Below are 22,708 nucleotides of genomic sequence, written 5' to 3'. Positions count from 1 at the left end.
AGTCGTCAGCGCCAACCCACGTCGATCCGAGCGCCCCGCTCGTCGAAGAAGTGCAGCGCGTCCATCCGCACCGAGACGGCGAGCGGGTGACCGGCGCTGACCGCCGGATACGGTGCCAGCCGCACCGCCAGCTCCGCCGGGCGGCGGTGGTGCCGGCCCGGGTCGGGAAGCACGCTGGTCTGGGCGCCACTGCTCGGCACCTCCTGTGGCTCCACCGGTTTACCGGTGAGGCGCTGCATCACCGAACCGAACCGTCGCAGGCCACGCTGGCCCACCGGCGGCGGGTCGAGCGGGGCGCCCATCTCGTCGACCATGATCGCGGTAGCGCCGATGTCGAGGAACGCCAACGACTCGTGCCCGTGGTGCTCCAGGTAGCGGATCCGCCCGCGCAGCACGTCGCCCGGGCTGTCCGGAGCGACAGGGGTGAGCGCCTCGGCCCGCATGCCGACCACGATCCGCTCACCGTGGTAGTGCGCCACCGCCCGACTGCGGATGTCGTTCCAGGGCAGGTAGAGCGACTGGTCACCGAGGTTCAGCGTGACGTACCGGTCGAGGTGGACGTAGACCGACGCCTCCAGCAGGTTCATCCGCGGGCTGCCCAGGAAGGCGGCCACGTAGAGCGTCGCCGGCCGGCCGTACACCTGGGTGGGTGTGCCCACGTCCTGGAGGACACCCTTACGCATGATGGCCACCCGGTCGGCCATGGTGAGCGCCTCGGCCTGGTCGTGGGTGACGTAGACGGTGGTGACGCCCAGCTCCCGGGTCAGGCCGGAGATCTCCGCGCGCAGCTCGGCACGCAGGCCGCTGTCCAGGTTTGACAGGGGCTCGTCCATCAGGAACAGGCCGGGCCGGCGGACGATCGCCCGGCCCATCGCCACCCGCTGCCGCTGCCCACCGGAGAGCTGGCCAGGCTTGCGGGCCAGCACGTCACCGATGCCCAGCGCACTGGCCACGTCTCCGACCCGCTCACCGCGCGGCTCCGGCTCCACACCGGCCAGCCGCAAGGGAAAGGCGATGTTGTCGCCGACGGTCATGTGCGGATAGAGCGCGAAGTCCTGGAAGACCATGGCGATCTTGCGGTCCCGGGGCGGCAGGTCGTTCGCCAGCTCTCCGTCGAGCAGGACAGCGCCGCTTGTCGGATCCTCCAACCCGGCGATCATCCGCAGCACGGTGGACTTTCCACAACCGGACGGCCCGAGGAGCACCATGAATTCGCCGTCGTTAACATCAAGATTGATGCTGTCGACGGCCATGGTGCCATCCCTGAATACCTTGGTCACATCCTTGAGCGTGACGGTGCTCACCGTCGTCCCCCCCAGTTGGTCGGCCGAACCCCTGAAGACTGTGACCAGGATCATTGATTTAGGACATCGGGTAAACGTCCTATGTTCAGACGGTGACGCCGCTATTAAGCGACAAAAGTCCGATCAGCAACGGGTAGACCGCTCACCCGGCTCGCCGAGGAACACCTGACGCACCACCCGCTCCGCCGCGTGCCCATCGTCCAGTGTGCAGAACCGGCCCCGAAACCGCGCACGGGCCTCGGCCGCCGCGTCCGACCGCACCGCGTCGGTCCGAAACAGCTCGAGCAGATCGTCGAAGGTGGTGGCCACCGCACCCGGCGGCTCGGCCGTCACGTCGAAGTAGACACCCCGGGCCAGCCGGTACGCCTCCCAGTCCGGGGCGTACAGCACGATCGGCCGGTCCAGCACCGCGTAGTCGAACATCGCCGACGAATAGTCGGTGACCAGCACGTCGGCCACCAGGTAGAGATCCTCCACCCGCTGGTGGCCGCTGACGTCGCGGACCCGCTCCCAGTCCGCCGGCCGACCGGGACGCCGATCCCGGTCGTGGAAGTAGTGACTGCGCATCAGCAGCCGGCCCGAGTCACCGAGCGCCCGCACGAACCGGTCCGGGTCGAACGGCGGCCGGTAGCCGGGCAGGTGCTCGCGGTGCGTCGGGGCGTACAGCACGACCTGCTCGTCGGGGCCGAGGCCGAACTCCGCGCGCAGTCGGCGCACCTCGTCCGGGCCGGCGGTGACCAGGCGGTCGTTGCGCGGGTAGCCCACCTCCAGCGTCGTGTACGAGGCCGGGTACGCCCGGTCCCACATCTGGGTGGAGAAGCTGTTCGCGCTGACGCTGTAGTCCCAGCGGTCCACCCGGCGCAGCAGTCCGGCGAAGTCCATCCGGCCCGCGCCGATCGGGTAACGCTGCTGATCCAGCCCCATCACCTTCACCGGCGTGCCGTGGTGGGTCTGGAGGTGCACCTGCTCGGCCCGCTTGCGGACGAAGTCCGGGAAGTTGACGTTGTTGACCAACCACCGGGCGCGGGCCAGCACCCGGTAGTACGCCGGGGTGCCGGCGACCACGTACTCCACCCCGGCCGGCACGGCGTCCACCCGGTCCCGACGCACGATCCACACCCCGCGCACCCCCGGCGCCAACCGGCGGGCCACCTCGTAGATCGCCGCCGGATTGCAGGAGTAACCCCGGTACCAGTAGGCGGCGTACACCGCCAGCGTCGGATCGACCGGCCGCCGCAGCTCGGCCCGGTAGTACTCGCGCAGCAACCCGTCGCGGGTCAGCCGAGCACCGCGCCGGGCGACCGGCCCGACCCGACGCCGGGCGGTGCGCGCCTGCCGGCGGGCGGCGTCCCGGGCCCTGCTCGCGGCCCGCAACGCGCTGAAGGTGTGCCACCGACCGGACGCGACGAGCCGGTGCTTGAGCCCCTCCACCCCGTCCGGCACGGGATAGCCGCCGGGCGGCAACCAGCGTTCGTAGTCGGCGGTGATCTGCGCGAAGAACGCCGGCCGCAGCTCCGGGGCGATCCGCTGGCCGTTGCCGAGCACGGTCAGGTAGTGCCAGATCATCCGCTCGAAGACCGCCGGTCGCAGGGCGTCCGTCGCCGAACCCCACGCGTCCATCAGGTGGAAGACCCGATGCCACTGGGGGAAGACCTCGAAATGCCGGTCCCCCCGGGTCCGGGTGATCGCGCCGGCGCGGCGCTGCCGGTAGTTGACGCAGACCCGGTCCAGTACGCCGATCCGCTGCGCCGCCATCAGCACCGGGTAGCTGAACGAGACGTCCTCGTACCAGCCGGGCGCGAAGCGCAGCCCCAGATCGGTCAGGAACTCCCGGCGGACCAACCTGTTCCACGCGGTGTGCAGCAGGCGCATCGCCGCCGGCCGGTCCCGCAGCCGGAAGGTGCCCGTGCCGGGCGACTCAGGGAACACCTCGGCCATCGCGCTGCGGGTGGCGGTGTCGTTCCAGTGGGTGCGGACGTGGTCGACGAGCAGCACGTCCGGGCGGGTCGCCCGCAACCGCTCGGCGACCTCGGTCAGGCACTCCGGCGCCAGCCAGTCGTCGCCGTCGAGGAACCACACGTACTCGCCGACGGCCCGGTCCAGCCCGATGTTGCGGGCTGGACCGAGGCCGACGTTCTCCGGCAGCCGAACCGCACGGACCCGCCGGTCGCGGGCCGCGTACTCGTCGATGATGTCGCCGCTGGCATCCGGCGAGCAGTCGTCGACGGCGATCACCTCGATGTCGGTCTCCGGCTGACCGAGGATGGAGTCCAGGCACTCGCGCAGGTATCCCTGCACCCGGAAGGCCGGCACCACGAAGCTGATCAGGGTCATCCGGCCGTCCCTCCGTCAGCGTGGCGCGGCACCTCCGGCGCCCACCGGCGCGACAAGCGCCCGCGCGCTACGGGCCGGTCGGACGAACCAGGCCAGGACGACGCTCACCACGAAAACCACGAGAAGGTACGCACCGAGTGTAGCCAGCCCGATACCCGCGATGCCGGCAATCGCCGCGAGGGCCAGCAGCACCGACCGCCCGTCCCAGCCCAGCGTGGCCGCGTGCAGCGGTGGCGCCGCCTGCCGCTTCTCCAGCCGGGCGGTCAGGTCGTAGTGGTGCACGGTGAGCACGAAGACGTACCCGAAGATCAGCCAACCCGGCACGTCGCCGACCACGCCGACCGCGATGGCGAACAGGTACTCGGCGGCCCGCAACGCCGCCGGCACCAGCCAGTCCAGCGGACCGTTGTGCGCGGCCCCGGCACCCAGCCCACCGACGAGCAGCACCAGCAGCGCCACCGGCACCGCCCAGCGCAGTCCGTCCGGCGCGTCGCCCAGCAGCGCCACGACCAGCAGCACGGCCGGGCCGAGCGCGGCGATCACCGCCAGGGTGAGCGGCCCCATCGGGCGGACCACCGGCAGCCGCCGGGCCAGCGGCCCGTCGTCGCGGTGCAGGGTGGCGTCGACCGTGTCCAGCACCGGCACCCACATCCAGCGGGCGCGCAGCGTCCGCAGAGCCCCGGTGTACGCGAACGCCAGCACACCCCAGACCAACACCGCGATCAGGCTGACCAGCGGATTGAACAGCGCCACGGTCAGCGCGATCAACGCCCAGCGCTCGCCGATCGGAAAGACCACGGTCCGCTTCAGCCAGTACGACACCGACCCGGTGTCCGCCTGCACCCGGGTCGACGCCGCGTTGAGCCGGTCGCCGATCCCGCCGCTGGCACTCGCTGCCGCCCGGGGCCGACGGGCCGCCTCGTCGTGCAGCACCCCGTACCAGGTGTCGGTCATGTGCCGGACGGTCTGCAACGTCATCGCGGCGATCGCGAGCGCCCAGCCGTTGCCCAGCCCGGCATGGCTCACCCCGAAGCCCAGGCCGGCGTAGACCAGGTATTCCTTGGCCCGGTCCGCCATCGTGTCCAGCCAGCCACCCCAGGCGCTGAAGTGCCTTGTGTAGCGGGCCAACTGCCCGTCCACGCAGTCCAGCACGAAGCCGAGGTAGAGCAGCACCGCGCCGCCGACCAGGGCGGGTCGCCCACCGACCCCGAACAGCACCGCCGCCGCCAACGCGAACAGCACCGAGATCGCCGTCACCCCGGTCGGGGTGAGCCGGAGCCGGGCCGACAGCCGGACCACGTACGGCGACCAGGTGCTGACGAAGTAGGTGGAGAAGAAGTCGTCCTTCTCCTTCACCGACAGCCGCAGTTCGGCCCGGTCCTCGTCGACGGCGGTCACCGCCGCCTCGGCAGCCGCCAGGCCGGGCGCGTCCGCGACCCGGTGCGCGACGAGCAGGCGTACCCGCTGGGCGAAGATCAGGGTGCCGAGCGCCGCGAGACCCGCGACGAGCCGGTCCACGGCGGACCCGGGGCCGCCCTCGGCTACCGGCCCGCCGGATCCGGCTCCCCCGGTCGCCGGCAGCGGTGCGACGTCGCCGGCCGGGCCGATCGGGGCGGCGACCGGGAGCGTGCCGCCCGCGGCGGCCCGGGCGGCGGCGGCAAGCGTCGGTAGGTCGTCCACGCCGACCCGCAGCGCGCCACCGAACACGCCTGTGGCGTCGCCGTCGAGGGCGTCCAGCGGGCCGGCGTCGACCACCTGGCCGCGTTCCTCACGCACGGCGGTCCGACCGGGCACCGGCGGGTCGGTCAGCACCAGCGCCACAGTCGGCCCGACCGGGCTGGTGGCCAGGTGCCGCAGCACGGCCGTGTGGGCGACCAGGTCGGCGCCGGTGATCAGCAGCGGGCCGTTGGCGGCGTCGGCCAGGGCGGCCAACTCGTCGAGGTCACCGGCGAACCGCACCTCGTCCGCCCCGGCGCGGCGCAGTTGGGCGGCCAGCCGCTCGGTGAGCGGCTCGCCTGTGGACGTTTTCAGGCCCGCCGCGGGTGTCCCGGCGGCGAGCACGATCGCGAGCGTCACCGCGGAACCGCGGCGTGGTACGCGTCGAGCGCCTCGGCGATGGTGCCGTCGAGCGTCAACCGGCCCGCGTCGAGGTACAACCCCCGACGGCAGAACCGGGTCAGGTCCTTTTCGTTGTGTGACACCAGCACCAGCGTGCGCCCCTCCCCGAGCAGACGATCAATCGTCGCGTAGCACTTCTTGCGGAACTCCGCGTCGCCGACCGCGGTCACCTCGTCCATCAGCAGGATCGGGTGCGGCAGGTGCGAGATGATCGCGAAGCCCAGCCGTACCTTCATCCCCGACGAGTAGTGCCGCACCGACGTGTCGATGGCACCCTGCACCTGCTCACCGGCGAACTCGACGATCTCGTCGAAGTGCCGCCTCAGATAGCCCGCCGACAACCCGTGCAGACCACCGACCAGGTGCAGGTTCTCCCGCCCGGTCAGGTCGTTGGAGAAGCCGGCCGACAACTCCAGCAACGGCGCCACCGCGCCGTGCACCCGGATGCTGCCCTCGTCCGGAATGAGCACCCCGGCGATCAGCCGCAGCAGGGTGCTCTTGCCGGTGCCGTTACGGCCGATCACCCCGACGGTCTCGCCCGGCTCGACGGTGAACGACACGTCGCGCAGCGGCCAGAACTGGCCGGGCAGGGCACCGCGCCCGCCCCGGTGGATGAACAACTCGCGCAGCCGCAACTGCCGACGCCGGTTGCGGACGAAGCGGATACCCAGGCCGTCGGCCTCGATGATCGGGGCGGCCACGTCAGAGTTCCTTGAGCACGGCGGGTTCCAACCGGCGGAACGACCACCAGCCGGCGGCGAGCACCAGCACGCTGCCGACGACAGTCGTGGCGAGCAGCCGGGCGTCCGGGAACTCGTCCGGGTACCAGATCGCGTGGTGCAGCTGGAAGATCCCGACCAGCGGGTTCAGCTCGTACACCACCTTCAGCCAGCCCGGCAGCTCGGACTCCCGGACCAGGCTGAGCGGGTAGATGATCGGCGTGGCGTAGAAGAGCACCCGGATGATCAGCCGCAGGAACCGTTCCACGTCGCGCATCAGCACGTTCCACGCGGACAGCAGCAGGGCCAGCCCGGTCAGCAGGACGGCCTGGACGACGACCGCGAGCGGCAGGGCGAGCAGCGACCAGCCCGGGTGGATCCGACCGTGCACCGCGTAGATCACCGCGATGGCGATCAGGATCGGCAGGCCGGCGGCGTACTCGGCGAACCGGCCGGTGACCCGACCGATCGGAAAGACCTGACGCGGCACGTTCATCGTGGTGATCAACCGGGACTGGCCGGTCAGCGCGTTCGTCGCCTCGCTCAGCGCCGAGCTGGTCCACATCCAGGCGAAGATCCCGGTGATCAGGAACAGCGGGTACGACCCGGCCGCCTCGCCCAGATGCCGGCCGGTGTCGCGGGAGTAGAGCACCCCGAACACGAACCAGTAGATGGCACCCATGCCGAGCGGCTCGATCAACGACCAGAAGTAGCCAAGCACCGACTGCTGGTACTTGACCGCCAGATCCCGTCGGACCAGGATGCGCAGCGAGTTGCGGTGCGACCACAACGCCGCGACGCCAGAGGTCACCGCGAGCCTCCCGCCTCCTGAAACGGACGACAGGTTAGCAGTCGGTGAACGAATGCCCGGAATCGACCGGACTCAGCACTCGATCACGTTGACGGCCAGACCGCCACGCGCCGTCTCCTTGTATTTGACCTTCATGTCGGCGCCTGTCTCCCGCATGGTCTTGATGACCTTGTCCAGCGACACCTTGTGCACACCGTCGCCGCGCAGCGCCAGCCGGGCGGCCGTGATCGCCTTGATGCTAGCCACCGCGTTGCGCTCGATGCAGGGGATCTGCACCAGGCCACCCACCGGGTCACAGGTCAACCCGAGGTTGTGCTCCATCCCGATCTCGGCCGCGTTCTCCACCTGCTCCGGGGTGCCGCCGAGCGCCTCGGCCAGCCCGGCCGCCGCCATCGAGCACGCCGAACCCACCTCACCCTGGCAGCCGACCTCCGCGCCGGAGATCGACGCGTTCTCCTTGAACAGCACGCCTATCGCGCCGGCCGTCAACAGGAACCGCACCACGCCATCGTCATCAGCGCCCGGGACAAACCGGGTGTAGTAGTGCAAAACCGCCGGAATAATCCCGGCCGCACCGTTCGTCGGCGCGGTGACCACCCGGCCACCGGCCGCGTTCTCCTCGTTCACCGCGAGGGCGAACAGCGTCACCCAGTCCATCGCGTGCAGCGGGTCGGGCGTCCCGGCGTCCGCCTCCAGGCCACGCCGCAGCTCCGCCGCCCGCCGCCGAACCTTCAACCCACCCGGGAGTACGCCGTCGCGCTCGCAGCCGCGCTCCACGCACTCCCGCATCACCCGCCAGATCTCCAACAGGTCGGCCCGGATGTCCGCCTCGCTGCGCCAGGAGCGCTCGTTGGCAAGCATCACCTCGCTGATCGACAGGCCCGTGGAACTGGTGACGTCGAGGAGCTGCGCCCCGGTCAGGAAGGGGTACCGCACCCGCGTGCTGTCCGGCTTGATCCGATCCGCGCCGGCCGCGGCCTCGTCCACCACGAACCCGCCACCGACGGAGTAGTAGGTACGGCTGCGCACCTCGGCGCCGGCCCCGTCGTACGCCGCGAAGGTCATCCCGTTCGGGTGGTACGGCAGCGAACGACGCCTGTGCAACGTCAGGTCCCGATCCGGGTCAAAGTCGATCTCGTGCGCGGCCAGGATGCTGATCCGCCGCTCGGCCCGGATCCGCTCGACCCGAGGACCGACGGTGTCCGTGTCGACAGTCTCCGGCGACTCGCCCGCCAACCCGAGCAACACCGCCGGACCGCTGCCGTGGCCGTGCCCCGTCGCACCCAACGAGCCGAACAGCTCAGCCTGCACCCGTGCGACGTCGGAGAGCAGCCCGTCGGCCTTGAGCCCGGCGGCGAACGTCCGCGCGGCCCGCATCGGCCCCACCGTGTGCGAGCTGGACGGCCCGATACCGACGCTGAAGAGGTCGAAAACACTGATCATGGCTGCGCTTCCTCGCCGTCGTCCCGGCGTACGGGACCCGGCCGCGCCAACACCGCCGACCTGGCAGCCCTGCTCGTGATCGACCGGGGTATGAGTTCCGGCCGCCCGGGGTGTGGAGGGCCGATCTGCCAGCGTACCCGCCCAGCTCAACGCCCACCCGACCACCGGGAGTGTCCACCTGACCGCCATCTCCCCGCCACCCGTACCCCCGCACGGCCGCCGCCACGGAAGATCGTGCTCGATCTCCGTCTCGATACCACTACAACCAGGATCGAGCGCGATCTTCGTCTGCTTCTCCGGACGCCGTGGCCGGCGGACGCGGCGGGTGGCTCGGGAAGGCGGGCGGGTGGCTCGGGGAGGCGGGCGGGTGGCTCGGGGAGGCGGGCGGGTGGCTCGGGGAGGCGTCAGCGAGGGGCTACCCGGGTAAAGCACCTACGGGTCCACGGGTCGCCGCTCATCCTCGGGACGGAGGGCGAGGTGGCCACCCCCTTCTACCGTGGATTGCAGACGCGGCGCACCGCCGCAGAGTGGGAGTACGACGATGAGTCGCAAACTGGTCCGGCCCCGCGAGGGGCGCATGCTCGCCGGTGTCTGCGCCGGCCTCGGTCGGCGGTTCGGCATGTCCGCCGGGATGGTCCGGCTGCTGTTCCTGCTGTCCCTGCTGCTGCCCGGCACCCAGGTGATCGTCTACCTGGTCCTCTGGGTTCTCATGCCGAATGAGGACCGCTACCTGGCCTCCACCCAGCACTGACCCGCGCCTCTCGCCGCGCGCCACCAGCGCCCCCGTCGAGGCCAGAGCCCCGGACCGTGAGGCAGCAACTTCACCGAAGTTGCTGCCTCACCAGCGTCAGAGGCAGCACCATCCCCGAAGTTGCGCAGATCTTGCCCGGTGAGCACCGGGCGACACGGACGCCACCCGAGCGGCGCGGTGCCGCGCGGTGCGGGGCAGCACGGGGCAGCGGAGCGGCGTCCGCGCGGGGTGTGGTCTTCTAGATCCACTCGGGCTTACTGAAACTGGGGTGTCCGGGGGGTCGCGATACCCCGACTTCAATGAAGCCGAGTGGATCATGGCGTGCGCTTCGCGCGAAGGGCCGCGAGAAAGGGCAGCGCCCGCTCCGACGGACGTCGGGGCGGGCGCTCGGCGTTACGGGTTTGGCAGGTCAGGGGGCCACGTAGGTCACGGTGATCTGCTGGTAACCAAGGGAACGCAGCAGCCCTTCCAGCATCTTGCGGGTGTTCTCCTCGGCGCGGGCGGAGAGCCCGCTGTCGCGGGCGGCGGCGGTGATCCGCTCCTCGGCGAGCTTGTAGACCTGCTGCTGCCGATTGGGGTCGTTGCCGACCAGGTCACCGAGCCGGTTGAGCAGACCACGCTGCTCCGCGAAGACGTAGCTCTTCTCCATGTCGAGGTTTGTCTCGCCGAGCTGCGGCGCGGGCAGCTTGATCTCGACGGACTTGCCGTCGGCGGACTGGACGATGGCACCGTCACCGATCTTGGTGAAGTCGACGTACGCCTCGACACTGCCTGCTCCGACGAACAGGGTGCGCTCGTTGAGCAGGAAGTCCGGCACGTTGCGCCTGTCGTTCTGGGTGTCGACGACCACCTGGAAGTTGCCCTCCGCGGCCACGTAGCGGCTGAGGTCCTGGATCGACTTCAGCAGCGTTGGTTGGCTGCGGTCGGTCTGCTCCTTGGCGAACGGGTTGCGGAAGTCCGGCAGGAAGCCGGTCGCCTGGACGCCGAGCAGCACCACCACGGCCAGTGCGGCGGCGCCGAGCAGCAGGAGCAGGCCGCGCGCGGCCCCACCACCACCGCCACCGTCGCCACCGGCCGTCGGGCCGCCGGGCGGGCCGGCTGGTGGGTCGCCGGGGCCACCGGGGCCGCCAGCACCTCCGGAGCCGCCCGGTGTATCGAACGTCGGCTCGGATGTAGCGGTCGACCGATCCCGGAGGGCGTCGCCGGTCGGGTAACCGGGGAACTCCCTCGTGGGCTCGTTGCTGCCAGCGTCGCGGGCCATCACGCTCACCGTCCTCGTCAGACACGTCGTCTGCTGATGACGGTACGGCCCCACTGCGACAGTCGCGCGTCGAGCGGCAGGAAGTGACAAGAGGGCAGGTCAGGCGAACGCGGAGAGCCCGGTGAGCCGTTGCCCGACGACGAGCTGGTGGATCTCGGAGGTGCCCTCGTACGTCAGCACGCTCTCCAGGTTGTTGGCGTGCCGCATCACCGGGTATTCGCCGGAGACGCCGTTCGCGCCGAGGATGGTCCGGCACTGCCGGGCGATGGCCAGGGCCTCCCGCACGTTGTTCAGCTTGCCCACGCTCACCTGCTCGGGCCGCAGCCGGTGGGTGTCGGCGAGCCGACCCAGGTGCAGCGCGAGCAGTTGCGCCTTCACCAGCTCGACGGCCATGTCGGCGAGCTTCGCCTGGGTGAGCTGGAAGCCGGCGAGCGGGCGACCGAACTGGGTGCGGGTGGTGGCGTACGCCAGGGTGGTTTCCAGGCAGTCGCGGGCGGCGCCGATCGCGCCCCAGACGATGCCGTACCGGGCTTCGGTGAGGCAGCTCAGCGGCGCCTTGAGCCTGACCGCCTCGGGCAGTTGGGCGTCCGCCGGGAGCCGGACGTCGTCGAGCACGATCTCGCCGGTCACCGACGCGCGCAGCGACATCTTGCGGCGAATCTCCCGGACCGTGACGCCCGGCGTGTCCATGGGTACGGCGAAACCGCGCACGCCCTCGTCGGTGCGCGCCCAGATCACCGCGACGTCGGCGATCGGCGCGTTGGTGATCCACATCTTTCCGCCGGTGAGCAGCCAGTCGTCGCCGTCGCGGCGGGCCCGGGTGGTCATCGAGGCGGGGTCGGAGCCGTGGTCCGGCTCGGTCAGGCCGAAGCAGCCGATCGCCTCGCCGGTGGCCATCGACGGCAGCCAGCGTTGCTTCTGCTCCTCGCTGCCGTAGCGCCAGATGGCGTACATGGCGAGCGAGCCCTGCACCGAGACCAGGGAGCGGAGGCCGGAGTCGCCGGCTTCCAGCTCCTGGCAGGCCAGCCCGTAGGCGACCGCGGAGGCGCCGGCGCAGCCGTACCCGGTCAGGTGCATGCCGAGGAGTCCGAGCTTGCCGAACTCGCGGGCCAGGTCCCGGGCGGGCACCTGGCCGTCCTCGTACCAGTCGGCGACGTGCGGACGCACCCGGTCGTCGACGAGCTGACGGACGACGTCGCGGATCTGCCGCTCCTCCTCGGTGAGCGACAGGTCCAGGTCGAGCAGGTCGAGTGGAGCGGTCATGGACGCCACCCTAACGAAGGTTCAGCGCGCGGAAGAAGGGCTCGTCACTCGATCGGCTCCGCGAGCACCAGCACCCGCGCGTGGATCTGGTTGCGCTGCTGCAGGGCGGCGCGCAGCGCGCGGTGCAGCCCGTCTTCCAGGTAGAGCCCGCCGTTCCACTGCACGACGTGCGGGAAGAGGTCACCGTAGAAGGTGGAGTCCTCGGCGAGGAGCTTGTCGAGCGCCAACTCGCGCTTGGTGGTGATCATCTGATCCAGGCGCAGTGGACGGGGCGGGATCTCCGCCCACTGCTTGAGGGTCAGGTTGTGCTCCGGGTAGGGACGCCCGTCCCGGACCGCTCTGAAGATCACGACGGCACGCTCCCCTCCCCGTGGCCGGGCCGACCGACAGCGCCGAGCCGGGCCGCGGCGGGCACCGCGGCGCGGCACCGATGACCGTGCCAGCCTAGCCGCCCGGTCCCCGTTGCGTTCTGCTCCCTGATGTCAGTTTCGCTACCGCTCGTCCGATCCTCAACCGGACGAACGGGACACCGCGCTCAGCTCCACCTGCCGCGCCGGACAACCTCGTCCACTCCACGACGCCCACGGCGCAGCGACGGTGACCGATGGTCGGGTGCCCGGTAACCGATTGTGACGGCACCGATGGGTTGGTACTCCACCGGCACGCCGAACGCGTCCCGGTAGCTGGCCAGCCGCTGCGGCGCGATGCCGAAGAAACAGGCCCCCAGCCCCTCGTCCACGGCGGTCAGCAGCATCAGCAACGCCGCGAAGCCGGTGTCCACGTGCCAGTACGGCACCGGCCACCGATCGGTGGACCGGTCCGTCCAGCCCTTGTCCGGCTCGGCGTAGCGCCGCAGGTAGGCCGACTCGTTGGCGTGCGGCACCACGATGAGCGGTGCCCGGCGCATCCCGGCCAGCCAGCGCTCCCGTCCACCGCCGTCCGGGGTGGTGGCCGCCCAGAACCGCTCCCGGTCGGCCGGCTCCTCCAGCACCAGGAAGCCCCAGCCCTGGGCGAACCCGGCCGACGGGGCGCGGATCGCGTGGTCGAGCAGCCGTTCCACCACGTCGGGCGGGACCGGACGGTCCGGGTCGTAGTTGCGCACCATCCGCCGACGCCGGACGACCTCGGCGAACTCCATCAGGCCCCGGGCCGGATGCCCCAGGCACCCCGCCAGGTCGTGCCGGGCTTGAGCGAGAGCAGGTCCCTCCCCGACCGGAACGCGTCCGGCGGGCAGGTCATCGGCTCGATCGCCACCGAGCGGCGATGCCGCTCACCGGTGAGCGCGTCCCCGGTGAACACCTGCCACCAGCCGAACTCCGCGTCCGCCCAGATGTGCACACCTGCCGAACCGTCCGGGGCGACCAGGCTCACCGACGAGCCTCCGTCGGCGTCGCGGATCACCTCGCCGAAGCACAGGTCAAGCTCGGCGGCGCCGATCCGGCGCGGGCTGGTCCAGTCGTACTCGGTGCCGGCCACCGGCGTCGCGCCGATCGGCAGCAGCCGCCCGTCGACAAGCATCCGGGTACGGGTGGGCAGCCGCATCACCAGGTCGTCGACCGCGACGCCCGGCAGTTGCAGGTACGGGTGCACGGAGAAGCCGAACGGCGCCGCCTCGCCACCGACGTTTGTCACCTCGTGCTCGGCGCGCAGCCCGTCCGCGTCGACGCTCCACCGGCTGAGCAGCCGCAACGGCCACGGGTAGCCGGGCTGCGGCGGCAGGTCGTAGCCGAGGGTCACGGCGGCCTCCGACTGCTCCACCAGACGCCACGGCACCCAGTTGACCAGCCCGTGGATCGCCACATGCCGCTCCGGCTCGGTAAGCGGGAGCTGGTGCGCCCGCTCGCCGAACGAGTAGCGGCCATCGCGGATCCGGTTCGGCCAGGGTGCCAGCACCTGCCCGGCGCAGCCGGGGCAGACCTCGTCGGTCTGGTAGCCGTCGACCAGGTCGACACCGTCGTGCCGGTACGTCCGGAGCCCACCACCCACCTCCACGATGACGGCCTCGTGGCCGGCGGCGGAGATGGTCCACTGGGCGCCGGAGAACGCGCGCTGCTCGGGGCTTTCCATGTCGGCGACCCTAACCGGTCACGTCCGGTCCCCGCTCGACGCCGCCGCCCGGTAGCGCAGCAGTGCCGGGAACGCGACCGCGAGCACCACGACGAGCACCGCCGAGGCGAGTCCGCCGGCCACCCAGGCCACCCCGCCGCCGAACCCGGCGGCCATCGTGCCGGCCCGCAGATCGCCCAGCCGTGGACCACCTGCCACCACCACCGTGTTGACGCCCTGGAGCCGGCCACGCATCCGGTCCGGTGCGTAGACGAGCAGCATCGACTGGCGCAGCACCGCGCTGACCAGGTCGGCGGCCCCGGCCACGGCGAGCAGGAGGACCATCAGCCAGAGCTGGTGGGCGAGCCCGGCCGCGGCGATCGCGACTCCCCAGGCGACCACCGCGACCACCAGGCCGAGGCCCTGCCTGCGGAGCCGGCCGATCCAGCCGGAGGTCAACCCACCGATCATCGAACCGATCGCGATGGCGCTGTAGAGCAGGCCGACCGCCCCGCCGCCGCCGAACCTCTCGTGGGCGATCTCCGGGAAGAGCGCCCGCGGCATGGCGAGGATCATCGCGATCAGGTCCACCCCGAAGGACAGCAGCAGCACAGGTGTGGTGGCCAGGTAGCGGAACCCGTCCACCACACTGGCCAGGCCGGCGCGGCGGGGCTCACCGTCGGCGGTCGGCTCGGGCGGCAGCGCGGGCAGGCGCAGCGCCGCCCAGAGCATCGCGGTGAACAGCACCGCGTCCACCCCGTAGGCGATGGGCAGCACGACAGTGGTGTCCGGCGAGGCGGCGAGGATCAGGCCGGCGGCGAGCGGGCCGGCCACCGAGGCCGCGGTGAAGGTCGTGTAGTTCAGGGTGGTGGCGGACGCCACCAGGTCGTCCGGCACCAGCCGGGGCAGCATGGCGCTGCGGGCCGGTGAGGTGATCGCGAACGCCACCGACTGCAGCGCCATCAGCGCCAGCAGCAGCACCGGGCTGCCCACGTTCAGCAGGGCCTGGACCAGCAACCCGAGGGTGGACGCCCAGAGCAGGACCGACCCGCCGAGCAGCACGGCACGGCGGTCGTGGGCGTCGGCGACCGCGCCACCCCAGAGGCCGAAGATCAGCAACGGTACGAAGGCGGCCACGCCCAGCAGGCCCACCCAGAACGAGTCCCGGGTCAGGGCGTACATCTCCACCGGGACCGCGACAGCCGTGAACTGGAACCCGAACATCGCCACGGTGTTGCCGAGCCACAGCCGCCGGTAGGCGGGCACCCGCAGCGGACGTACGTCGATCGCCCAGCGGCGCGATCCGCGCGCCCGGGCCTCCCGCACACCCGTCACGGCGCCAACCGCTCGACGATCCAGGTTTCCTCGTCGAGGCGGAAGCGGAGCCGGTCGTGCAGCCGCCCGGCCCGGCCCTGCCAGAACTCCACCGACTCGGGCCGGACCCGCAACCCGCCCCAGTGCGGCGGGATCGGGATCTCCGCCTCGCCGGCAAACCGCTCGGTCACCTCGCGGTAACGCTGCTCAAGCGTCGCCCGGCCGGTCACCACCTGGGACTGTGGGCTGGCCCAGGCGCCCAGTTGGGAGCCGCGCGGCCGGCTGGCGAAGTACGCCGCGCTCGTCGCCCGGTCGACCGGCTCGACCCGCCCGGCCACCACCACCTGCCGCTGCATGGGAAACCACGGAAAGACCAGGCTGGCGTACGGGTTGTCGGCCGCCTCGACGCCCTTGCGGGACAGGTGGTTGGTGAAGAAGACGAAGCCGTCGGGGTCGTAACCCTTGAGCAGCACTGTCCGACCGCTCGGCCGGCCGGCCGCGTCCGCGGTGCCCACCACCATCGCGTTCACCTCGGGTAGCCCGAAGGCCACCGCGTCGGCGAACCAGCTGTCGAACTGCGTGTGCCAGTCGGCGGCCAGGTCAGCTTCGGTCAGGCCCAGGTCCGCGGCGTACTCGTTACGCATCGCGGCCGGGGCGGGTGTGTCGCCCGTCACGTCCCCACTCCTTCTCGGCAGGTCCGCCCGCGCCCTCCCGCGCTGGCCAGCCCGCCCTGCCCAGTCTCACCGAGTCCGGCGGAGAATGCGCGTCCGGGGATGTCGCGTGCAGCACAGTCGCCGTGGGTCGCGTATCCGGTTACTCAGCAGGCAAGATGTTCCGAACACATCCCTGAGGGTCGCCTGCGGCGCTCGGCCGACCGGGCCGGATGAGCCGACTCGGGCGCACCGACCAGATCCAGGAGAGCGACATGGCCGATTTCAAACCCGGGCTGGAGGGCGTCGTCGCCTTCGAGACCGAGATCGCCGAACCCGACCGCGAGGGTGGCGCGCTGCGCTACCGCGGGGTCGACATCGAGGATCTGATCGGTCAGGTCTCGTTCGGCAACGTGTGGGCGCTGCTCGTCGACGGCCGGTTCGGGCCGGGTCTGCCACCGGCGGAGCCGTTCCCGGTGCCGGTGCACTCCGGGGACATCCGGGTCGACGTGCAGTCGGCGGTCGCCATGCTCGCCCCGTACTGGGGGCTCAGCCAACTGCTGGACATCTCCGACGAGCAGGCTCGCGAGGACCTCGCCCGGGTGTCGGTGACCGCGCTCTCCTTCGTGGCCCAGTCGGCTCGGGGCCTCGGCCTGCCGGCGGTGCCGCAGAAGGAGATCGACAAGGCGCAGACGATCGTCGAGCGGTTCATGAAGCGGTGGCGCGGCGAGCCCGACCCGCGGCACGTCAAGGCCGTCGACGCGTACTTCATCTCGGCCGCCGAGCACGGTCTGAACGCCTCCACCTTCACCGCCCGCATCGTCGCCTCCACCGGAGCGGACGCGGCGGCCTGCATCTCGTCGGGCATCGGCGCCCTCTCCGGCCCGCTGCACGGCGGCGCGCCGTCCCGGGTGCTCAGCATGCTCGAGGCGGTGGAGCGCAGCGGCGACGCGGAGGGCTACGTCAAGGGCGTGCTCGATCGCGGCGAGCGGCTGATGGGCTTCGGCCACCGGGTCTACCGGGCCGAGGACCCGCGCGCCCGGGTGCTGCGGCGCACGGCCAAGGAGTTGGGCGCGCCGCGCTTCGAGATCGCCGAGGCGCTGGAGAAGGCGGCGCTCGCCGAGTTGCAGGCCCGTCGCCCGGACCGGGTGCTGGCCACGAACGTCGAGTTCTGGTCGGCCGTCGTCCTGGACTTCGCCGAGGTGCCGGCGCACATGTTCACCTCGATGTTCACCTGCGCACGGATGGGCGGTTGGAGCGCGCACATCCTGGAGCAGAAGCGCCTTCAGCGGCTGGTCCGCCCGTCCGCCCTCTACGTCGGCCCGGAGTCGCGCAAGCCGTCCGGCGTCGAAGGCTGGGCCGCCATCCCGCACGGCGTCTGACCTGTCCCAGAAGGGCCTCTCCGCTACGTCCGGCGTAGCGGAGGGGCCCTTCCGCACGTCAACCGAGCGGTCACCGCCGAGGTGTGGCGAAGGACTCAGCCCGGCCCTCGGGGGCACGGCTTCCACCGATGGGTCCGGGTGCGAGGATGAGGGCCGGCAGTGTCGCCGGGCCCGCCCTCGCCCTTGCGGAAGGATCTTCAAGACCGTGGCTGACGCACCGACCATCCGGATTCCCGATGACCTCAAGCCCGCCGACGGACGCTTCGGCTGCGGCCCGTCCAAGGTCCGCCCCGCGGCGGTGTCCGCACTTGCCGAGGTCGCCACCAGCTACCTGGGCACCTCGCACCGCCAGAAGACGGTCCGCGACCAGGTGGCCCGGCTGCGCTCCGGCATCGCCGAGTTCTTCTCGCTGCCCGAGGGTTACGAGGTCGTGATCGGCAACGGCGGCACCACCGCGTTCTGGGAGGTCGCCACCTTCGGCCTGGTTCGCGACCGGGCCCAGTTCGCCAGCTTCGGCGAGTTCGGCGCCAAGTTCGCCAAGTCGGTGAAGGACGCGCCGTTCCTCGGTGAGCCGACAGTTCGCAAGGCCGACGCCGGCAGCGCGCCGAGCCTGGTCGCCGAGTCCGGGGTGGACACGTACGCGACCCCGCAGAACGAGACGTCCACGGGCGTGGCCGTCCCGATCAGCCGGGTGGCCGGCGCCGACGAGGGCGCGCTGCTGCTCGTCGACGCGACCTCCGGCGCGGGTGGCCTCGACGTCAACGTCGGCGAGACCGATGTCTACTACTTCGCCCCGCAGAAGTGCTTCGGCTCCGACGGTGGCCTCTGGCTGGCCCTGATGTCACCGGCCGCGCTCGATCGCGCCGCCGAGATCAAGGCGTCCGGGCGCTACATCCCCGCCTTCCTCGACCTGGTCACCGCGATCGACAACTCCCGGCTGGAGCAGACCTACAACACCCCGGCGCTGGCCACCATCTTCCTGGCCGCCGAGCAGACCGACTGGATGAACGCGCAGGGCGGCCTGGCCTGGGCCGCCAAGCGCACCGCCGAGAGCGCCGCCACGGTGTACGGCTGGGCGGAACGGTCCACCGTGGCCAGCCCGTTCGTCGGCGACCCGGCCCTGCGCTCCAACGTGGTCGCCACGATCGACTTCGCCGACGGGGTGGACGCCACCGCGGTCGCGAAGGTGCTGCGCGCCAACGGCATCGTGGACACCGAGCCGTACCGCAAGCTCGGCCGCAACCAGCTGCGGGTGGCGTTGTTCCCGGCCGTCGAGCCGACGGATGTCGAGGCGTTGACCGCGTCCATCGACTACGTCATCGAGCGACTCTGACGTTCGTCACGGTCGGTGTTCGTTGGGGCCTCCACGGACACCGACCGTGATCATCGTTGCAGCTCAGTCGCGACATGCGGGGTGTCGCTTCCCCCACCCCGAGACAGATGCGCGTACGGTGGTCCGAGACGCCTGGGTGGCCGACTCGTGGCGTGCGGCCAGCGAAGCGGGACGGAGGCAACGCTATGCGCCCAGTACGCTTCGTCGCCCTCTCCGAGGACGGCCATGCCCTGGTTCTCGCCGACGAGGTCGGGCGGTTGCTCGCCCTGCCGATCGACGACCGGATCTCGGGTGCGCTGCACGCCGAGCCCGGCGCGCCGCCGCTGCCGGCGGCACCGACCGCCGCCGACCCGATTCCCTCGCTGTCCCCTCGGGACATTCAGGCCCGCATCCGCTCCGGTGAGTCCGCCGAGGATGTCGCCCGGATCGCCGGCGTGCCTGTCGACCGGGTGCTGCGCTATGCCGGCCCGGTGCTCCAGGAGCGGGCGATGCTCGCTCAGCACGCCCGCCGCACCCGGCTCAAGGGCGCGGAGAAGCCCACCCCGTTGGCCGAGGTGGTAAACGGTCGGTTGAGCCAGCACGGCATCGACACCGAGAAGATCTCCTGGGACGCGTACCGGCGGGACGACGGCACCTGGCGGATCATCGCCACCTGGCCGTCCGGCAAGGCCACCGCGCAGGCCATCTGGGATCTCGACAAGACCCGGCAGTCGGTCGCCCCGCACGACGACATGGCGCAATACCTGTGTGCCGAGCGGCCCACCCCGATCCTCGGCCAGGAGCCGGCGCCGGAGCGGGGCGGGCACGGCCTGCCCGGTCCCTCGCGCGGCGAGCCGAGCCGTGGTGGGCACGGGTTGCCGGCGGCGTCCGAGCATCCACGCCCGGGCCGGGACCCGATCCGGGCCGGTCGGGACGCGCTGCTCGCCTCCCTGGACCGCCCGCTCGGCGCCTCGTCGGGTCGTGGCCTCGAACCGCGTACCCCGGCTGCTCTTGCCGGTTCGGACGCGCCTCGGCAGCGGCCGGTCGGCGGGGGTGCCGCCGCGCTGCTCGGCGGCGGCCAGGGGTCGGCCTTCGACGACGACTCGGATGCGCCCAAGGAGGTGCCTGCCGTGCCGTCGCTGGCGGTGCTGCGGCCCCGCCGCACGGGCGCGGCAGCAGCCGCCGGTGGTGGTGAGTCCACAGATGCCAACGGCAAGCCCCGCAAGCGCCTGCCGAGCTGGGACGACGTGCTCTTCGGCAGCGGGCCGGCGGCGCGCGAGTCTTCCTGACGCTAAGCGTCGACGGGTGGCGAACGGCCACCCGTCGACGCGAGGCAGGGCGGACTGGGCGTACCCAGGAAGTGCTGGCCTCGCCCACCTACAGCAGGCCATCTCGCGAGGTCCCCGCCGCCCGGTCAAGGGTGGCAACCTCGCGTACGGCCTCGGCGACGGCCCGGAAGTCCTTCTTGAGGATCGCGCCGTGGTTGCTGGCGACCTTCGCGGCGATCTGGATGTGCGGGTTGCGGGCGGTCGCCGCGTCGAGGCTGGCGCGGATCTTCTCCTGCTCGTCACCGCGACTGCCGAGGGACGTGCCGGAGGCGACGACGTACCGCACCGGCACGGTGATGCTGTCGAGCACGGGGCCCAGCTCGCGCTCACGGGAAAGTCTGCCCAGCTCGATGTTGCTGTCCGCCATCTGCTCGGCATTCATTCGCGGGGTCAGACCGGTGGGGCGCAGTAGCGGCATGAACAGGTTCATCCGTCGGAACATCTTCCGGATCCGCTGCTCCATGGCCTCGTCGAGCCAGTCGTGCGGAAACGCGCCGTCGACCAGGACTGCACCGAGAGCGCGCTCCGGGTTCCGGTTGGCCCAGTGCGCCCCGACCACCGCCCCGTAGGACCAGCCCACCACCAGCGCGCGGTCAACCTTCCTGGCAGCGAGGACGGCATCGACGTCGCGGACGGCCGCCTCGAAGGAGTAGTCCGTCGAGCGCTTCGACGTCCTGCCGCGAGCCCGCTCGTCGTAGGTGATGTGCCGCCAACCGGTGCCCAGTTCGGCGATGACTCGACGCCAGTACCCCTGGGTGGCGAACTGACCGTTGAGGTAGAGCACCGGTACACCGGGCCCGCCGGTGTCGGTGACGGCCAGAGCCGTGTCGTCGACCGGCACCAGGCCGGTCCACGTCGAACTGGTCTCGGACATGCTGTTCTTCGTCATCGTGTTCCGTCCTGTTCAGAGGCTGCGGGCGGCGATGTCGCCGCGGGAGGTGGTGGCGCGGATGTCCAGTGCGGTGGTGCCGTCGTTGCGGAGGGCGTTGCTGACCCGGCCGTGGCCGGTGCCGGCGTCCAGTGCTGCCGAGACGCCAGCGGTGGCGGCGACCGAGATGTCGCCGGACTGAGTCGTCAGCACGACGGTGCCGTGCGTGGCTTCGGCGATCCGGATGTCGCCCCTGGTGGTGCTGATCTCGGCGGGGCCGGTGAGCCGGCCGACCTCGACGTCGCCGTCGATCGCGGTGAGGCGGACGCTCGCCGCCTCGTCGATCTTGATCTGGCGGTACGCGCCGTCGAAGGTGACGTCGCCGAGGCGCCCGACACCCCGCAGCTCGGCGCTGGCGGCCTTGGCGTCGATGCGGGAGTCGGCGGGCAGTCGAACGGTCACCTGCAGAGATCCGGAGGAACCGACGAGCGGATTGCTGGGGGTTACGGCCATGATCCGCAGGACGCCGTCGGCGTACGTGACGGTGGTCTGTTCGGCGGCCCTGGTGTCGCGGCTCTTGGTCGGGTCGGTGGGCAGGACCTCGACTGTGGTGTCGACGCGGTCCGCGGCGATGAGCTGGATGCGCCCGGCAGGGATGTTCAGGATGGCGGAGATCGGGGCGGGGGTGTCGTACGTCTTCATCATTCTCTCCCGGTGCTCGTCCTTGTTTCTGATACCGGAAACGCTACGTTGCTTTCCACGCCCAAGCAACAGATTCGTTGCGTTCGTAAGGAGTTTTAGCAGTTCAAGGCTTTAGTTTCATTGCAACGAGTGTGCCGGATAACGCAACGGTCGATCCGCGCCTGTTGCAATGGTTAAGAAGTGAACGCTATGGTGAAAGGCCACGAGGCCGCCACGAAGGATCACCAGGGAGATCAGATGCCGGGAGGCCGACTCACCCAGCAGGAGCGCCAGCAGATCGCGTTGGGGCTTGTCGACAGCCTCCCCTACGCCGAGATCGCGCGACGTCTCGACCGACCCACCTCGACGATCACGCGCGAGGTGATGCGCAACGGCGGCCCCATGGGCTACCGCGCCGACCTAGCTCACCGCGCCACCGAACGCCGCGCCCACCGGCGCAGGCCAACCTCCTCCCGCCCGGCGGCGGCGGTCCTCCCGCAGCACGGGCGCGACGCCGAGGCCGTGGCCGACTACGAGGAGACGTTCACCACCGTCCTCATGGCGTCGGGTCTGAACAAGATGGGGGCCCGCGTGTTGACCTGCCTGTTCACCACCGACGCGGGCGCCCTCACCGCGTCCGAGCTCGCCCAGCGCCTCCAGGTCAGCCCGGCGTCCATCTCCAAGGCGATCAGCTTCCTGGAGGGCCAGAGCCTGGTCCGCCGCGAACGCGACGAACGCCGCCGCGACCGCTACGTCGTCGACAACGAGCTCTTCTACCAGGCTACGATCGCCAGCGCCCGAGCCAACGACCAGCTCGTCGCCACCGCGCGGCAGGGCGTCGCCCTCCTCGGTGCACACACCCCGGCCGCCGCCCGCCTGGAGAACATCGCCCGCTTCCTCGATTTCATGAGCGAGAGCATCGTCCGCGCCGCCGAACAGGCCCGCGAAGTCCTCCGCAGCGGACCCGAGACTGCCGCTGCCCCACCGATCTCAGCCCAGGGGCAGGTGCGGGTCGTTGCGCCGACGGCACCGGGTCAGAGCGGCCAGGCGGCGAGGCGGTCGTAGCGCGAGCCGCGCGCGCCGAGGTGGTCGACCGACGCGGAGGGCGGGTAGACCGCGACGA

20 protein-coding genes are annotated in these 22,708 nt (G+C 71.3%); 5 read left to right on the top strand and 15 right to left on the bottom strand.

Annotated features, from left to right (window positions below; genetic code table 11):
- Positions 1 to 5: 5 nt before the first annotated feature.
- From ACLQ29_RS09195 to ACLQ29_RS09170, 6 genes are all read right to left on the bottom strand, one after another.
- A complete protein-coding gene (locus tag ACLQ29_RS09195; RefSeq protein WP_425771174.1) occupies positions 6 to 1,304 on the bottom strand; it encodes an ABC transporter ATP-binding protein in 1,299 nt (432 codons plus the stop codon).
- 123 nt (positions 1,305 to 1,427) lie between these two features.
- Entirely contained in the window at positions 1,428 to 3,638 is a 2,211-nt protein-coding gene (locus ACLQ29_RS09190; RefSeq protein WP_425771173.1) for a bifunctional glycosyltransferase/CDP-glycerol:glycerophosphate glycerophosphotransferase, read from the bottom strand.
- Between the two features lie 15 nt (positions 3,639 to 3,653).
- Positions 3,654 to 5,714, bottom strand: a complete 2,061-nt coding sequence (locus ACLQ29_RS09185; protein ID WP_425771172.1) for a DUF5941 domain-containing protein — start codon at positions 5,712 to 5,714, stop codon at positions 3,654 to 3,656.
- Positions 5,711 to 6,457 carry an ABC transporter ATP-binding protein gene (locus tag ACLQ29_RS09180; RefSeq protein WP_357072614.1) on the bottom strand — a complete coding sequence of 249 codons (747 nt, stop codon included), beginning with the start codon at positions 6,455 to 6,457 and terminating at the stop codon, positions 5,711 to 5,713. The genes ACLQ29_RS09185 and ACLQ29_RS09180 overlap by 4 nt, the downstream gene beginning before the upstream one ends.
- A 1-nt stretch (position 6,458) precedes the next feature.
- Positions 6,459 to 7,286 (bottom strand): ABC transporter permease, encoded by an 828-nt coding sequence (locus ACLQ29_RS09175; protein ID WP_425771171.1) that lies wholly within the window; start codon positions 7,284 to 7,286, stop codon positions 6,459 to 6,461.
- Positions 7,287 to 7,358: 72 nt separating this feature from the next.
- Entirely contained in the window at positions 7,359 to 8,729 is a 1,371-nt protein-coding gene (locus tag ACLQ29_RS09170) for an L-serine ammonia-lyase (RefSeq protein ID WP_425771170.1), read from the bottom strand.
- A 541-nt stretch (positions 8,730 to 9,270) separates the two neighbouring features.
- Here ACLQ29_RS09170 and ACLQ29_RS09165 point away from each other — a divergent pair.
- Positions 9,271 to 9,480 (top strand): PspC domain-containing protein, encoded by a 210-nt coding sequence (locus ACLQ29_RS09165; protein WP_088951236.1) that lies wholly within the window; start codon positions 9,271 to 9,273, stop codon positions 9,478 to 9,480.
- Positions 9,481 to 9,889: 409 nt separating this feature from the next.
- Here the strand turns inward: ACLQ29_RS09165 and ACLQ29_RS09160 are convergent, their stop codons facing one another.
- The 7 genes from ACLQ29_RS09160 to pdxH form a co-directional block, all read right to left on the bottom strand.
- Entirely contained in the window at positions 9,890 to 10,741 is an 852-nt protein-coding gene (locus ACLQ29_RS09160) for a DUF4230 domain-containing protein (protein ID WP_425771169.1), read from the bottom strand.
- Positions 10,742 to 10,840: 99 nt separating this feature from the next.
- On the bottom strand, positions 10,841 to 12,004 hold the full coding sequence (locus ACLQ29_RS09155; RefSeq protein ID WP_425771168.1) for an acyl-CoA dehydrogenase family protein: 1,164 nt from the start codon (positions 12,002 to 12,004) through the stop codon (positions 10,841 to 10,843).
- 44 nt (positions 12,005 to 12,048) lie between these two features.
- A complete protein-coding gene (locus tag ACLQ29_RS09150; protein ID WP_357251917.1) occupies positions 12,049 to 12,354 on the bottom strand; it encodes a type II toxin-antitoxin system VapB family antitoxin in 306 nt (101 codons plus the stop codon).
- Between the two features lie 185 nt (positions 12,355 to 12,539).
- Entirely contained in the window at positions 12,540 to 13,142 is a 603-nt protein-coding gene (locus ACLQ29_RS09145) for a nitroreductase family protein (protein ID WP_393365846.1), read from the bottom strand.
- Positions 13,142 to 14,071, bottom strand: a complete 930-nt coding sequence (locus tag ACLQ29_RS09140; protein WP_425771167.1) for an aldose 1-epimerase family protein — start codon at positions 14,069 to 14,071, stop codon at positions 13,142 to 13,144. The genes ACLQ29_RS09145 and ACLQ29_RS09140 overlap by 1 nt, the downstream gene beginning before the upstream one ends.
- 18 nt (positions 14,072 to 14,089) lie before the next feature.
- The gene (locus tag ACLQ29_RS09135) at positions 14,090 to 15,385 is read right to left on the bottom strand and encodes an MFS transporter (RefSeq protein WP_425771166.1); all 1,296 of its coding nucleotides are present in this window, start codon (positions 15,383 to 15,385) and stop codon (positions 14,090 to 14,092) included.
- The gene (pdxH, locus tag ACLQ29_RS09130; RefSeq protein WP_425771258.1) at positions 15,382 to 16,008 is read right to left on the bottom strand and encodes a pyridoxamine 5'-phosphate oxidase; all 627 of its coding nucleotides are present in this window, start codon (positions 16,006 to 16,008) and stop codon (positions 15,382 to 15,384) included. The genes ACLQ29_RS09135 and pdxH overlap by 4 nt, the downstream gene beginning before the upstream one ends.
- A gap of 281 nt (positions 16,009 to 16,289) precedes the next feature.
- Between pdxH and ACLQ29_RS09125 the strand changes: the two genes are divergently transcribed.
- The 3 genes from ACLQ29_RS09125 (at position 16,290) to sepH (ending at position 19,997) form a co-directional block, all read left to right on the top strand.
- Positions 16,290 to 17,396 (top strand): citrate synthase 2, encoded by a 1,107-nt coding sequence (locus ACLQ29_RS09125; protein WP_393365841.1) that lies wholly within the window; start codon positions 16,290 to 16,292, stop codon positions 17,394 to 17,396.
- A 205-nt stretch (positions 17,397 to 17,601) separates the two neighbouring features.
- Positions 17,602 to 18,729 (top strand): phosphoserine transaminase, encoded by a 1,128-nt coding sequence (gene serC, locus ACLQ29_RS09120; protein WP_425771165.1) that lies wholly within the window; start codon positions 17,602 to 17,604, stop codon positions 18,727 to 18,729.
- Positions 18,730 to 18,914: 185 nt separating this feature from the next.
- Positions 18,915 to 19,997 (top strand): septation protein SepH, encoded by a 1,083-nt coding sequence (sepH, locus tag ACLQ29_RS09115; RefSeq protein ID WP_425771164.1) that lies wholly within the window; start codon positions 18,915 to 18,917, stop codon positions 19,995 to 19,997.
- 88 nt (positions 19,998 to 20,085) lie between these two features.
- Here the strand turns inward: sepH and ACLQ29_RS09110 are convergent, their stop codons facing one another.
- Positions 20,086 to 20,910: an alpha/beta fold hydrolase gene (locus ACLQ29_RS09110; protein WP_425771163.1), complete on the bottom strand. Its 825-nt coding sequence runs from the start codon at positions 20,908 to 20,910 to the stop codon at positions 20,086 to 20,088.
- A 30-nt stretch (positions 20,911 to 20,940) separates the two neighbouring features.
- Complete coding sequence (locus tag ACLQ29_RS09105) at positions 20,941 to 21,606, bottom strand: DUF4097 family beta strand repeat-containing protein (RefSeq protein WP_425771162.1); 666 nt, start codon at positions 21,604 to 21,606, stop codon at positions 20,941 to 20,943.
- 237 nt (positions 21,607 to 21,843) lie between these two features.
- Between ACLQ29_RS09105 and ACLQ29_RS09100 the strand changes: the two genes are divergently transcribed.
- The gene (locus tag ACLQ29_RS09100) at positions 21,844 to 22,650 is read left to right on the top strand and encodes a helix-turn-helix domain-containing protein (RefSeq protein WP_425771161.1); all 807 of its coding nucleotides are present in this window, start codon (positions 21,844 to 21,846) and stop codon (positions 22,648 to 22,650) included.
- Positions 22,651 to 22,708: the final 58 nt, after the last annotated feature.

This window comes from Micromonospora sp. DT228, from assembly GCF_049841595.1.
Classification (GTDB): domain Bacteria; phylum Actinomycetota; class Actinomycetes; order Mycobacteriales; family Micromonosporaceae; genus Micromonospora.
The sequence above is the reverse complement of the archived record's forward strand: the minus strand, read 5'-3'. Positions and strand labels throughout refer to the sequence as shown.